At 69.3% G+C, this 13,033-nt stretch carries 11 protein-coding genes and 1 pseudogene; 3 read left to right on the forward strand and 9 right to left on the reverse strand.

Annotation, left to right across the window (positions count from 1 at the left end; all coding sequences use genetic code 11):
* Nucleotides 1-76 precede the first annotated feature (76 nt).
* Nucleotides 77-1,792 carry an acyclic terpene utilization AtuA family protein gene (locus ACH438_RS20035; protein WP_397007278.1) on the reverse strand — a complete coding sequence of 572 codons (1,716 nt, stop codon included), beginning with the start codon at nt 1,790-1,792 and terminating at the stop codon, nt 77-79.
* A 113-nt stretch (nt 1,793-1,905) separates the two neighbouring features.
* On the opposite strand from ACH438_RS20035, the gene ACH438_RS20040 reads away from it, so the two are divergent.
* Nucleotides 1,906-2,058 carry a hypothetical protein gene (locus ACH438_RS20040; protein ID WP_397007280.1) on the forward strand — a complete coding sequence of 51 codons (153 nt, stop codon included), beginning with the start codon at nt 1,906-1,908 and terminating at the stop codon, nt 2,056-2,058.
* Here the strand turns inward: ACH438_RS20040 and ACH438_RS20045 are convergent, their stop codons facing one another.
* The 6 genes and pseudogenes from ACH438_RS20045 to ACH438_RS20070 form a co-directional block, all read right to left on the reverse strand.
* A complete protein-coding gene (locus tag ACH438_RS20045; RefSeq protein ID WP_397008180.1) occupies nt 2,059-2,826 on the reverse strand; it encodes an adenylate/guanylate cyclase domain-containing protein in 768 nt (255 codons plus the stop codon).
* A 528-nt stretch (nt 2,827-3,354) separates the two neighbouring features.
* Nucleotides 3,355-4,110: an ABC transporter permease gene (locus ACH438_RS20050; protein WP_397007282.1), complete on the reverse strand. Its 756-nt coding sequence runs from the start codon at nt 4,108-4,110 to the stop codon at nt 3,355-3,357.
* Nucleotides 4,110-5,054, reverse strand: coding sequence for an ABC transporter ATP-binding protein (locus ACH438_RS20055; RefSeq protein WP_397007284.1), 945 nt, complete (start codon nt 5,052-5,054; stop codon nt 4,110-4,112). The genes ACH438_RS20050 and ACH438_RS20055 overlap by 1 nt, the downstream gene beginning before the upstream one ends.
* Nucleotides 5,055-5,225: 171 nt before the next feature.
* On the reverse strand, nt 5,226-5,996 hold the full coding sequence (locus tag ACH438_RS20060) for a thiazole synthase (RefSeq protein ID WP_397007286.1): 771 nt from the start codon (nt 5,994-5,996) through the stop codon (nt 5,226-5,228).
* Entirely contained in the window at nt 5,989-6,201 is a 213-nt protein-coding gene (thiS, locus tag ACH438_RS20065; protein WP_397007288.1) for a sulfur carrier protein ThiS, read from the reverse strand. The genes ACH438_RS20060 and thiS overlap by 8 nt, the downstream gene beginning before the upstream one ends.
* Nucleotides 6,202-6,512: 311 nt before the next feature.
* Nucleotides 6,513-7,691, reverse strand: a pseudogene (locus ACH438_RS20070) (FAD-dependent oxidoreductase); the annotation flags it as partial.
* A 129-nt stretch (nt 7,692-7,820) separates the two neighbouring features.
* Between ACH438_RS20070 and thiE the strand changes: the two are divergent.
* Entirely contained in the window at nt 7,821-8,531 is a 711-nt protein-coding gene (thiE, locus tag ACH438_RS20075; protein WP_397007290.1) for a thiamine phosphate synthase, read from the forward strand.
* Between the two features lie 132 nt (nt 8,532-8,663).
* Here the strand turns inward: thiE and ACH438_RS20080 are convergent, their stop codons facing one another.
* Both ACH438_RS20080 and ACH438_RS20085 read right to left on the reverse strand, forming a co-directional pair.
* Nucleotides 8,664-10,838, reverse strand: coding sequence for a molybdopterin-dependent oxidoreductase (locus ACH438_RS20080; protein WP_397007292.1), 2,175 nt, complete (start codon nt 10,836-10,838; stop codon nt 8,664-8,666).
* 4 nt (nt 10,839-10,842) lie between these two features.
* Nucleotides 10,843-11,517 carry an NUDIX domain-containing protein gene (locus tag ACH438_RS20085; protein WP_397007294.1) on the reverse strand — a complete coding sequence of 225 codons (675 nt, stop codon included), beginning with the start codon at nt 11,515-11,517 and terminating at the stop codon, nt 10,843-10,845.
* Between the two features lie 156 nt (nt 11,518-11,673).
* On the opposite strand from ACH438_RS20085, the gene ACH438_RS20090 reads away from it, so the two are divergent.
* Nucleotides 11,674-13,005: a hypothetical protein gene (locus ACH438_RS20090; protein WP_397007296.1), complete on the forward strand. Its 1,332-nt coding sequence runs from the start codon at nt 11,674-11,676 to the stop codon at nt 13,003-13,005.
* Nucleotides 13,006-13,033: the final 28 nt, after the last annotated feature.

The following is a 13,033-nucleotide window of genomic DNA, read 5'->3' on the forward strand; positions in this document are numbered from 1 at the left end:
GCTCATGCTGTCTCCATTCGGCATGATCGGGGGCCCTGCGTGGTTACGCAGGCTCCCGCCTCCGGGCCCTGACCGCTCATGCCAGGAGCTCCACGGGGATATCGATGTGCCGGGCGCGGAGCCATTCCCCGAGCCCCTTGGCCTGCGGATCGAAACGCGCCTGATAGGCCACGCCCTCACCCAGCAGGCCCTCGACGATGAAGTTCACGGCCCGCAGGTTCGGCAGCACATGCCGGACGACAGGCAGTTTCGCGGTCTCGGGCAGCAGCAGGCGCAGCTCGTCGACGGTCAGCGCGTGCACCAGCCACGCGAACTGCTCGCCGGTGCGCACCCACACGCCGATATTGGCATTGCCGCCCTTGTCGCCGGAGCGGGCCAGCGCGATGGTGCCCAGCGCGACCCGCCGCGTCTCGCCCGCCGGAAGCGGTTGCGGCAGTTCCGGTTCCGGGACATCCGCGAGTTCCAGGGTTTCGGCGGCGGGCGCGATGGCGACCTCGCTGCCGTCGGCCAGGACGGTGGTGTGCGGGATCTCCTTCGCATCCACATAGCCCGGCTTGTACACACCGTAGGGTCCGCCGTTGCCGGGTGGCGCGGTCAGTGAGAAGCCCGGGTAGCTGGCGAGCGCCAATTCGACCGCGACACTGGAGAATCCGCGGCCCACCTTGTTCGGATCCGGATCGCGCACCACGCAGCGCAGCAGCGCGCTGGCCTGCTCCTCGGTGTCGGCATCCGGCCGGTCCAGCCGGGCCAGGGTCCATTCCAGCTCGGCGGGACGCACCGGCAGCCACGATTCCAGTTGCCGCTTGGCGAGCTCCGCCTTCGCGTCGATATCCAGACCCGTGAGGATGAATGCCATCTCGTTGCGGAAGCCGCCGATGGTATTGAGCGACACCTTGGTTCGCGGCGGCGGCGCCTCACCGGTCACCCCGCTCACCAGCACCCGATCCGGGCCCTCCTGGGTGAGGTGAATGCTGTCCAGCCGGGTGGTCACGTCCGGGCCGGCGTAGCGCGGGGTCTGGATCTCGTACATGAGCTGCGCCTCGACCGTGTCCACGGTGACCGCGCCGCCGGTGCCGGCGTGCTTGGTGATGACGCTGCTGCCGTCGCGCCGCACCTCGGCGAGCGGGAATCCCGGCCGGCCGATATCGCCGAGCTCGGTGAAGAACGCGAAGTTACCGCCGGTGGCCTGGGTACTGCATTCGATGATGTGACCCGCCACCACCGCGCCCGCGAGGGCGTCGTAATCGGTTCGGCCCCAGCCGAAATGCGCGGCCGCCGGGCCCACCACCACCGAGGCGTCGGTGACCCGCCCGGTCACCACGATGTCCGCACCCGAGTTCAACGCCTCGACGATGCCCCACGCGCCCAGATAGGCATTGGCGGTGAGCGGCGTCCCGAGCTCCAGCTCCGCGGCACGCGCCAGCAGGTCATCGCCCGTCACATACGCGATCTTCGGTGCGAGCCCGAGCTTTCCGGCCACCTCGCCGACTCGTTGCGCCAGCCCGGCGGGATTCAGCCCGCCCGCATTGGTGACGATCTTGACGCCCTTGTCGAGGGCCGGCCCCATACAGTCCTCGAGCTGCTTCACGAAGGTCTTGGCGTAGCCGAGATTCGCGTCCTTCATACGATCGCGTCCCAGGATCAGCATGGTGAGCTCGGCGAGATAGTCGCCGGTGAGCACATCCAACTGCCCGCCCTCGAGCATCTCGCGCATGGCGCTGAACCGATCGCCATAGAACCCCGAACAGTTGCCGATCCGGATGAGCTCCGGGTCTTCGGCGAGCCGACTCATACTGGGCCTCCCTGTGCGCCGCTGCAGTCGCTAACAGGGTCACATCAGGGCCAGAAAAAATCAAGCCCGCGTGCTTGTTATTGATCCATGGCGTGTCATGCATACTTGGGCGCGTGAAAGACCTAGCCCCCGTGTTGCTGCTCGCCCTCGCTGGATTTCTCTTCGGTGGCGCCTACTCGATGTGGAAAACCACACGCCCGGCAGCCATCGGACTCGGCGTCTGCGGAGTCCTGGCCATCGCGGGCGCGATTCTGTGGCTCGTATAACTATTCGGCCTCGAGCCTGAAGATGCGGAGATCCTCCGGCACGCCGCTCAGCGGGGCCGCGAAGAAGCTGCGACGGTAGGGGCGGACACCGAAGCCGAGTTCCTCGAGGGTCTCGGGCTTCAGGGCATCCAGGGTCGAAGAAGACAGCATGGTGTTGCCGTTGCCGCCCGCCTCCATGACGCGTGCGGCGACATTGACGTCGATACCCAGCCAATCGCCGCCGATCTCGCGAGGGCTGCCCGTATGGAGGCCCATGCGCATCTGCGGGCGGTAACCGTCGATGGTGACGGTGCTCAGGTTCTCCTTGGCCGCCACCGCGGCACGAACCGCCCGGTCGGCGGAGGGGAAGACGGCCATGACGCCGTCGCCCATGCGCTTGACCACCTGGCCGCCGCGATCCACGATCGGGGGCTCGATGGCCTTGGCCACCCGGCGCAGCAGGTCCAGGGTCACCTCGTCGCCGACGGCGAGGGACCAGCTGGAGAACGCGACCAGGTCGGTGAACATGATGGTGATCTCGGCATTGCCGCGGCCCTTGCCCACCCGTTCCAGCATGGCCTGCCAGACCTGCAGGGCGCCCAATCCCAATTCCCGCGCGGCACTGGGGGAATCGCCGACCAGCTTGTCCGCGGCGCGGGCCACCGCACGGGCGCCACCGGGGCCGGAGACGGAGAGCGGATCGCCGAAAGCCGGGTCGCCGGGCAGGTTTTCGCGGGCCTTGCGAATGACACCGATGAGATCTCCGCGCTGATTCGCGGCATTCACCAGGGCCGAGAGCTGGCCGGGAATGCGGCCGCCGCGACGGCGCCCCGGATCGGATTCCGGCTCGTCCGGCGACTGTTCGGTCGGGACCAGGGGAATGACCACATCGGGGTCGATGCTGCGCGGTTCCAAGCGACGCCCCCCGTTCGCATCCTGCGACCGGTTGCGATCGTTCCCCAAGCCGTCAGTGCGTGCTTCGCGAGGCGCGCGCTCACCGCCGTCGGAGGGTCGTTCGCTCACGCCCAGAGCGTATCTCAGGCCTTGATCCTCGGATGGATGAATGATTGCCACCTGACACCTCCCGATCGGTGCGAGCGGCCACATCATTGAGCCCGCGCGATTGTTTGAGTGTTTGGTTGCTGAGGCGATGCTACCCACCACCCCCGAGGTGTGCCAGGCCCTTTTACCCGGAAGCGACACTATTCACACGACGTTTCCACAACCCGCTCACGACATCGGCCCGATACGGAAATCCGTATCGGGCCGATGTGCGCTGCCGGCCGGGCAGTGGCCGGCAGCTTCCCCGGGCAGGGTCTAGGCGTCGCGCTTGTTCAGCACGACGATCGCGGCCGTGAAGACGATGCCGACGAAGACTGCGAAGTAGATCAGGCTCCCCCACGGGCCCCAATGCCAGTGCGCCGACGACGACGTCATAGAGAAGAATCGTTGGCCGTTCGCAAAAGGCAACAGCGGGCCCACATTCCGTCCGAAACTGCCGAACGAGCTCAGCAGCGTCTCGATCACCAGCGGCCACAGCACCAGCAGCGAGATGGCCGCCGCCGACTGCCGCAGCAGCACCCCGACCGCGACGGCCAGGATCACGCACAGCAGCACGTAGACGGGCACACCGAGCAGGGCCCGCCACTCTTCGGAGGTGGACAGCGCCAGCTGCGGCGACGAACCGTAGACGGCACGGGCGATCAGATAGGCGAGCACGCACAGAATTGCCGTGAGTACCGCCGCGTAGACGCCGAGCAGGATCGCCTTGACGGCGATGACCCGGGAGCGCTGCGGTGTCGCCAGGAAGGTGGTGCGAATGATGCCGAAGCGGTATTCGCTGGTCACCGACAGGGTGGCCATGATCATCAGGACCATGACGCCGAAGCCGCTGACGCCGACCACGGCCGTCGAGACATCGAATTGCTGGACGGTTGCTGAGTCTTTGGCGGAGCGCGTCACGCCCGCGATGAGCGCCGCCATGCCCAGCCCCAGCGCCACCACGATCGCCGAGCACCACCACGGCGACCTGGTAGAGGTGAGCTTGATCCGTTCCGCTGCCACCACGCCCATCAGAGCGCACCTCCCATAACGTCTTCGAAGCCTGCACCGTGGTACTGCACCGCACCACCGGTCATGCGCATGAACGCCTCCTCCAGCGAGGCACGCCGCGGCGACAACTCGTAGAGCGTGATGTCGTTGGCGCCGGCCAGTTTTCCGACCACGTCACTGGTGACACCGGCCACGACCAGGGCCGCGGCATCCGCGTCCGCGCCGTCCTCGCGCACGGTCATCCCGTTCGAGGTGAGCAGGCTGCGCAACTGATCCAGCTGCGGACTGCGCACGCGCACAGACTGTTCCGACGCCTTCTCGATGAAATCCTTCGTGGTGAGATCCGCGATCAGGCGACCGCGGCCGATCACCACGAGATGCTCTGCGGTCTGCGCCATTTCGGACAGCAGGTGACTGGACACCAGCACCGTGCGGCCCTCCGCCGCCAGCCGCTGCATGAAACGGCGGATCCACAGGATGCCCTCGGGATCCAGGCCGTTCACCGGCTCGTCGAACAACAGCACCTGCGGATCGCCCAGCAGGGCGCCCGCCAGGCCGAGCCGCTGCGACATGCCGAGCGAGAAACCGCCCGCGCTCTTGCCCGCCACCTCGGTGAGGCCGACCAGGCGCAACACCTCGTCGACGCGCGACATCGGAATATCGTTCGATGCGGCCATCCAGCGCAGATGCGAACGCGCCGAACGGTTCGGATGCACCCACTTGGCATCCAATAGCGCGCCCACCGACTCCAGTGGACGCTTCAGCTCCCGATACGGCTTACCGTCGATCAGCGCGGTGCCGGAGGTCGGATCGTCCAACCCCAGGATCATCCGCATGGTGGTCGACTTACCCGCCCCGTTCGGGCCGAGAAAGCCGGTCACCAGACCCGGACGGACCGTGAACGAAAGATCCGACACCGCGACGGTCTGGCCGTAGTGTTTGGTCAGGCCCCTCAGTTCGATCATGGTGACCAGTCTTCCCGAATAACGCGTCCGGCACTATCGATCAGAGGTCGCGCGTCCGATCGTCCTGGAGGATGACCGCACCCCGCGGTCGGCCCCCGTACCACTACTACGAACGGCTTACCTGCGGAGTTCGAACGAAACGCCCGCAGTATGCGGGGAGAAAGCTGAGCGTCAGAGCGCCGGCGACGACGCCTGCGCCCAGAAACGCTTGGGAATCCGACCGGCGCGCCGCGCCAGATAACCCGCCTCCACCGCACTCGCCATGGCCGTGGCCATGCGCGCGGGATGCTGGGCACGGGTCACCGCGGTCGCCAGCAGGACCGCGGCACAACCGAGTTCCATGGCCAGCGCGGCATCGCTCGCGGTACCGATACCCGCGTCGAGGATCACCGGGACATTCGCGTCCGCGACGATCATCTCGATATTGTGCGGGTTGCCGATGCCCAGACCGGTGCCGATCGGCGAACCCAGCGGCATGACGGCCACACAGCCGGCATCCTCGAGGCGGCGGGCCAGCACCGGATCATCGGTGGTGTAGGGCAGTACGGTGAAACCGTCGTCCACCAATTGCTCGGCGGCGCTGAGCAATTCGATGGCATCCGGGAGCAGGGTGCGCTCGTCGGCGATGACTTCCAGCTTCACCCAATCGGTTTCGAGCGCCTCCCGGGCCAGCCGCGCGGTGAGCACGGCCTCGGCGGCGGTGCGGCAGCCCGCGGTATTCGGCAGCGGGGCGATCTCCAGCCGCTTCAGCAGATCCAGCACGCCGGTACCGCCCGCGGCGTCCACCCGGCGCATGGCGACCGTGGTGAGCTCGGTGCCCGAGGCCACCAGGGCCTCCTCCAGCACCGACAGGCTCTCCGCGCCACCGGTGCCCATGATCAGCCGCGAGCCGAAACTGCGCCCGGCGATGACCAGGGGCTCGATATCCGCCGAGCTAGCCACCCTGCACCGCCGTCAGGACCTCGATCGACCAGCCGCGCTGCACCGGCTCGTCCCACAGGGACTTCGGGAACACCGCACCGTCCACCGCCACCGCGACACCCTGCGACGGCAGGCTCAGCCGCTCCAGCAGCTCGCGCACCGTGGGCGCCTCCGGGAACGAATGGTCCTCGCCATTGACGGTGACGCCGACCGGGATCACGGTCATCGCACTCCTCCTGTGGAAAACGGTGCGGCAGTGGATGTTTGCCGCGTTGCGGCAGCGGGTGCCTGCCGGGTGTCCGTGCCCGGCCGCGCGCCGGCGGTATCCGCACTGCTCGCACCGGCGGCGCCCTGCGCACTCGCGAGCGCGGCGCCCTGCGCGCCCGCGGGCGTGGTCACGGCAGTCGCGTCCTGCCGGCCGGTGGGAGACGGGTGCGATTCGGCCGCACCGGGCGCGGAACCCGTCCCGCCCACGGTGGCCACCACACAGTGCTCACCGGTCACGGTCGATTGCCCTGCGCTGGAAGGGATGTCGAAACGATGCGGATTCGCGGCGCGGGCCTCGGCCAGCTCGCCGCCCGCCAGCAGTTCGACGACCGCGGCGGCGGTCAGCGGTACACCGAGGACGCCGTTGCGGCCGTGGCCGGTGGCGGCGATGACGCGCTCGTCGAGATGACCGATCAGCGGCAGATTGTCCGGGGAACCCGGGCGACAGCCCGCATTCACCTCGGCCAGTTCGTATTCGCCGATACCGGGGAAAACGACCTCGGCATCGGTGATCAGATCGCGGACGCCCGCGACGGTGACGCAGGTGTCGTGGCCGGCCTCGTATTGCGTTGCGCCGAGCACGATTCCGTCGGGACGCGGCACCAGATAGACCGGGCGGCCGTGCACGCGAGCGCGAATCACGCGGGTCGGGGCCTCGGGAGCGCTGGCGCGGCGCTTCAACCGCAGGATCTCGCCCTTCACGGGGCGGACCGGCAGGCCCGGCCAGAGTTTCGCGACGGCGGCGCCGGTGGCCAGCACGATCCTGTCCTGCTTGAGGTCGGCCAGCTTGCGCACCTTCTCGGGGCGCAGTTCGGCGCCGGCCTTGCCGCAGGCGGCCCGCAGTGCTGTCACCAGCAGCCGATTGTCAACGGCCGGTTCGGAAGCCGCCAGCAGGCCGGTCCGCACGCCGCGGCCGAGACCGGGCTCGGACTCGCGTACCCCGGCGCGATCCAGCAGCCGCAGCCGCCAGGCCGCTCGACGTGCTTCCTCGGAATCCGCGTCGGCGAGCGAGCCGTGCCGAGCCGAATCGGCAGCTGCCGCACCGTCCGCGGCCTCGTCGCGCGTGCCGGTGTGCGGCAGGCTCGGGATGCCGAAGGCGGGGAGGTCGCGCGCGTTCACCCAGTCGTGGATGGTGCGGAGGTCGGCGGCGTCGGCGCTGTCCAGCGCGACGGTCAGGGTTTCGCCGGCGGTGAAGACGTCGGCGCCGGTGACGGCCTGCAGGCGGGCGCCGAACTCGGGCCAGCGGGCCAGGGAGGCGGCGCCGAACTCGAAGGCGGCGTCCTCGCCGGGCCAGCCCTCCGAGAGAGGGGCCAGCATGCCACCGGCCACCCAGGAGGCACCGGATCCGATCTGCGGGTCATACAGGGTGACGGTCCAGCCGGCTTCGGCGGCACGCCATGCCGTCGACAATCCGATCACCCCGCCGCCGATGACGGCCAGAGTCCCCATCCGTTCCACCTCATCTCGGCCCGGAACTACCGGGACCAGCACTTACTTAACGCTCCGGCGCGCCGCCGCATCCATCTGAGGACGCGCCTCGGTTTTCCTACTCACGGTAGCGCGCCTAAGGTCGACCCCGTGCAACCGTCCCACCCCAACCGTCCAGTACCACCGCGGGAGCGCCTGGCCGCCGCCCGGCTCTACCTGTGTGTCGACGCCCGCCGCGAGAAGGGCGACCTGGCCGAATTCGCCGAAGCCGCCCTGGCCGGCGGGGTAGACATCATCCAGTTGCGGGACAAGGGTTCGCCTGGCGAGAAACAGTTCGGCAGCCTCGAGGCCAAGGCCGAACTAGGGGTGCTCGCCGAACTGAAGGCGGCCGCCCGCCGGCACGGCGCGCTGGTCGCCGTGAACGACCGCGCCGATATCGCGCTCGCCGCCGGCGCCGACGTGCTGCACCTCGGCCAGGGCGACCTGCCGCCCTGGTACGCGCGCCGCATTCTGGGCGCCGACGTGGTGCTGGGCCGTTCCACCCACAATCGCGCCCAGGCCGGGCTCGCGGCCGTGGACGAGCACCTCGACTACTTCTGCACCGGCCCGGTGTACGCCACGCCGACCAAGCCGGGCCGCACGCCCGCCGGCATCGACCTGGTCCGTTCCACCGCCGATTCGCACACCTCGCGACCCTGGTTCGCCATCGGCGGCATCGACGACCAGCGCCTGCCGGAAGTGCTGGCCGCGGGCGCGACCCGCATCGTCGTGGTGCGCGCCCTCACCGACGCCCGCGACCCGCAGGCCGCCGCGCGGGCTCTGAAGCAGCGCGTCCTCGAAAACGCCCAGCTGACAAGCTGATCGGCGCGTCGGCTGGGCATCGCGCGATTCCCAGCAGGCGCGGCGAAGATATATCTTCCGACCGGCGCGAGGTGCGTCTTCCGCGGCGCAGCGACCAGCCCGCCCGGTGGGCGATCACCTCGGTCCAGCCGGTCAGGCCGGGTCGAGGCGGATGGCGACGCCGTTCAGGTGGGACATGCCCGCGAGGCGTTCGATATCGGCCAGGTCGGTCGACATGAGGTCGTTCACGTTCGCGCCGCCGGCGGCATTCGCGCGCTGCCAGCCGCCGCGGTGACCCCAGCCGTGCGGGATGGCGACCGTGCCCTCGACCATCTCGTCGGTGAGGCGGGCGGTGACCTCGATCGAACCGTGCGGTGAGGTCACGCGGCAGCGGGCACCGTCGGAAATGCCCGCCACCGCTGCATCTTTGGGGTGGATGCGGGCGGCGTGCTCGCGGTCGCCGCGCATGAGCGGCTCCACATTGTGCATCCACGAATTGTGGGATTTCAGCTCCCGCATGCCGATCACGCGCAGCGGGAAGCCGGGGTCGGCGGCGGGAGCGGTCAGCGCCTCGAGCTCGGTGATGATCTCCGGTGACGCCAGCTGGACGCGGCCGCCCTTGTGCTGCACCACTTTCGGCAGTACCCCGGTCGCGATCGAATCGGCCAGCACCACACCGTGCGGGTGGCGGCGCAGCATGCGCAGGCTGAGGCCGCCGCGGCGCAGGCCGAAGAGGTCGCCGTAGGGGCCGGTGCGCAGGGCGAGGTCGACCAGCAGGGTCGGGGTGGGGCGGACGTGGGCGGCCGGGACGCGGCGGCGCAGGGCGCTCACCGCGCGGCCGAGCAGGTGCGGGCCGATCATGAAGGGCTGCACGCCGATCCGGGTCGCGAGATCGTCGATGATCCGCCATTCCTCGCGGGCCTCGCCGTAGGGTTCCACCACTCGCTCGGTGTACTGGGTGTACGGGGTCGGGGAGAGTGCGGTGAACGGGAGCGGAATGTCGTCGCGCTCCAGGAAAGTGGTGGCGGGCAGGATGTAATCAGCCAACCGGTTGGTGTCGTTGACATATATATCTATGGAGACGAACAGATCCAGGCTCGCCATGGCGGCGGCCAGCTCGCGGCCGTTCGGGACCGACGAGATCGGATTGCCCGCCGAAGTGAACAAGGCCCGCAACTGCCCGGGACCGGGTGTGGTCATCTCCTTCGCCATCACCGCGGCGGGGAAAGTGCGCAGTACATCCGGGAAATCGCCGATGCGCGAACGCTGCCGGCCGTAGCCGACCAGGCCCAGCCGCGCGTTCAGCTCCGATACCGCCACCAGTTCCTTACCGAACACCGAACCGCCGGGCACATCCAGATTGCCCGTCACCAGGGACAACGCGTCGATGAGGAAGGCGACCAGCGTGGCATGCCGGCCCAGGCAGGTGCCGGTGCGGCCGTACACCGCGGCGGACTCCGCGCGGGCCAGGTCACGTGCCAGCGCGCGCACCCGGTCCGGTTCCAGGCCGGTGATCGGCGCGGTGCTCTCGGGTGTGAATCGCGCTACGGCGGTGCGCAGTTCGAGGACGCCGGCGGCTTGCCGTTGCACAGCCCGCGAGTCCTCCAGGCCCTCGTCGAAGATGACCTGCAGCAGTGCGGCCAACAGCCAGGCATCGGTGTCGGGGCGCACCCCGACATGCTCGAAGAGTCGCGCGGTCTCGGTGCGCCGCGGGTCGACCACCAGTACCCGGCCGCCGCGCTTGGTGATCGCGGTGAGCTTCTCGCGAACTCGCGGCACGCTCATCACGCTGCCGTGCGACACCACCGGATTCGCGCCGATCATGAGCAGGAAATCGGTGCGGTCCAGGTCGGGCACCGGTACCGAGGTCGGCGAACCGTACAGCAGCGCGCTGGCCACGAACCGATTGTTTACGTCCTGCGAGCCTGCGGAATACACATGGTGCAGACCCGCCGCGAGCTGGAAACCCAGCATCCACAAGGTGTGTGAATAGGAGAACGAGGACGGATTGCCGAAATACCAACCCAGACTTCCCCGCCCGTGCTCGGCGATGACGCCGCGCAGCCGGTCGCCGATCTCGTCCAGCGCCGTCTCCCACGAAACCCGCTCGAAGGAGCCGTCTTTCGCCCGCCGCAAGGGATGCAGGACGCGATCCGGGTCGTTCTGGATCTCGGTGAAGGCGATCCCCTTGGGGCAGGCATTGCCGCGGGAGAGCGGATGGTCCTTGTCGGCGCGCAGGCGGACCAGCTTCCCGTCCTCGACGGTGGCGATCAGCCCGCAGAGCGGTTCGCAGATCCGGCAGTAGGTGGGTAGCTCGCGCGTGCTCACGCCCTCAAGACAACACCTGGTCCAGCGTGAGGAACAACACATTTCCGGCCAGATCGGGCTCGTCGGCGGCGGTTTCGGCGGCGCCGATCCGGGCCGGCCGGCTATGCCCGTTGCCCTGCTCGGAGAGCCAGACGAAGCCGCGGTCGGCCAGATCCAGGGTGCGCGGCAACGCGGCCGCCACCGCCTCCGGATCGGTGACGCCGTCGAGGCTGACGCGGGCCGGGGCGGCGCGCAGGGCGGGCCAGGCGGCGGCGAAGCCCGGATGCAGGCGGCGGGATTCCACCTCGTCCTCGGGCACCCAGACCAGTGCGGCGGATTCCCGGTTGCCGACAGTGCGCAGCCGGTCGGCGGCATCGGCGATGACCGTGGTGTAGGTCCAGCCGCTGGGCGCGGTCGCGGTCACGCGGGTGCCGCGCACCCGGATCGAGCCGGCCACGATACCGGCCTCTTCCTCGGCCTCCCGGACGGCGGCGTGGACGGTGGTCTCGTGACTGTCGCGGGCGCCGCCGGGCAGCGCCCAGGTGCCGCCTTGATGACTCCAGAAGGCGCGATGCTGCAGCAGTACCGCGGCACCCCCACCCGCGAGCGGCGCGCGCAGCAACAATCCGGCAGCCCCGTACTTACCCCACTGGCGGCTGCCATCGGGGCTTTCCGCCCAGCCGTCGCCGTCACCACGCATATTCGCAATCCCATCGATCCGATCGGCGGCCCGTGCCGCACGGTCCGCGCCACGATCACGGCGGGTGTTCCCGCGTCACGGCACCGGTACGTCCACAATAAGCTCAACCGACAGCGAGTAGTCGGTCGTTCGGAATCGGTCGGTTAGGAGGTGAGCATGGCGCGCACCGAGCAGTTGAGCCTCGAGGAATTGTCGCCTCGCGCCGCCGCCTCGGCCTGGCGGGAGCGGCTCGCCAGTGGCGAAATGCGAGCATTCGCGCATTCGTCACCGGCCAAACTGCTGGCCGTCGGGCTGGTTCTGCTGAGCATGTGCCTGGCGGCCGGGGCGGTCACGGAGAGCACGGTGATCAACCGGCAACACGCTCTGGACAATCTGCTGGATCAGTCGGAGCCCGACGCCTATTCGGCGCAGCGGCTCTACACCTCGCTCTCGGTGGCCGACGCGTCCGCCGGGACCGCGTTCATCTCCGGCGGGCTGGAACCGGCGGCGGTCCGGGATCGCTACAACCAGGCCGTCGGCGAGGCCGCGGCCGAGCTGGTGGCGCAATCGAATCGGACCGGCGCGGATCAGGACAGTCAGCTGCGCACCGGGATATCCACCGGTTTGCCGGTGTACGCCGGCATCGTGGAGACCGCGCGCGCCGACAATCGCAGCGGATTACCGGTCGGCGCAGCGTATCTGAGCGAGGCCTCCAATCTCATGCAGTCCACCCTGCTGCCGATGGCGGAGGAACTGCAGCAGCATCGCGCCGACGCCATCACCCAGACCCAGCGCAATCATGTGCGGCCGCCGTGGGCGGCCATCATCCTGCCGCTGCTGGCGGTGGCGGCTCTCGTTGCGGCGCAACTGTTCCTGTTCCGGCGGTGGCATCGCGTACTGAACGCCGGACTGCTGCTGGCCACCGCGACCATGGTGGTGCTGCTGTCCTGGACGGTCGCCGCGGGCGTCATCTCGGCGGTGGACACCACCCATTCCCGGGATCGGGGCAGCACACCGACCACCGCGCTCACCGAGAGCCGCATCCTGGCGCAGCAGGCGCGCACCGCGGAAACCCTCAAACTGGTGCGCCGCGATACCAGCGCCGCCTACGACAACACCTACGACGCGGCCATCGGCAAGCTCGGAAAACTATTGTCCGGCTACCGATCCGGCGCGCCCGGCGCGAGCGAGGTGAAGACCGCCACCGCCGCACTCGACAAATGGCGGGCGGCCCATCAGCGCATGAACGACGCACTGTCCAAGGGTGATTTCATCGGCGCGGCGGCGGTCGCCACCGGGCCCGGCGCGGACGAAGCCACCACCCAGGTCACCGCACTGGACCACGCCCTCGGCGACGGCATCGCCGCCACCCGGGACCAGTTGCGCAACAATGCCTCCCACGGCGCCCGCACCCTGGACCTGCTGGGCCCGGGCGCGCTGGTGCTCGCCCTCGCCGCGGCCGTCTTCGTCGCCGCCGGACTGTGGCCCCGGCTGCGGGAGTACCGATGAGCGGGCGAGCGGCAGGCGGAATCCGTAC

The organism is Nocardia sp. NPDC020380 (genome assembly GCF_044386975.1).
In the GTDB taxonomy this organism is placed as follows: domain Bacteria; phylum Actinomycetota; class Actinomycetes; order Mycobacteriales; family Mycobacteriaceae; genus Nocardia.

Excerpts from the sequence above, each read along its gene's own strand:
- ACH438_RS20050 (WP_397007282.1), bottom strand. The coding sequence starts at position 4,110 with ATGGGCGTGGTGGCAGCGGAACGGATCAAGCTCACCTCTACCAGGTCG.
- ACH438_RS20035 (WP_397007278.1), bottom strand. The coding sequence starts at position 1,792 with ATGAGTCGGCTCGCCGAAGACCCGGAGCTCATCCGGATCGGCAACTGT.
- ACH438_RS20090 (WP_397007296.1), top strand. The coding sequence starts at position 11,674 with ATGGCGCGCACCGAGCAGTTGAGCCTCGAGGAATTGTCGCCTCGCGCC.
- thiS (WP_397007288.1), bottom strand. The coding sequence starts at position 6,201 with ATGACCGTGATCCCGGTCGGCGTCACCGTCAATGGCGAGGACCATTCG.
- ACH438_RS20055 (WP_397007284.1), bottom strand. The coding sequence starts at position 5,054 with ATGATCGAACTGAGGGGCCTGACCAAACACTACGGCCAGACCGTCGCG.
- ACH438_RS20085 (WP_397007294.1), bottom strand. The coding sequence starts at position 11,517 with ATGCGTGGTGACGGCGACGGCTGGGCGGAAAGCCCCGATGGCAGCCGC.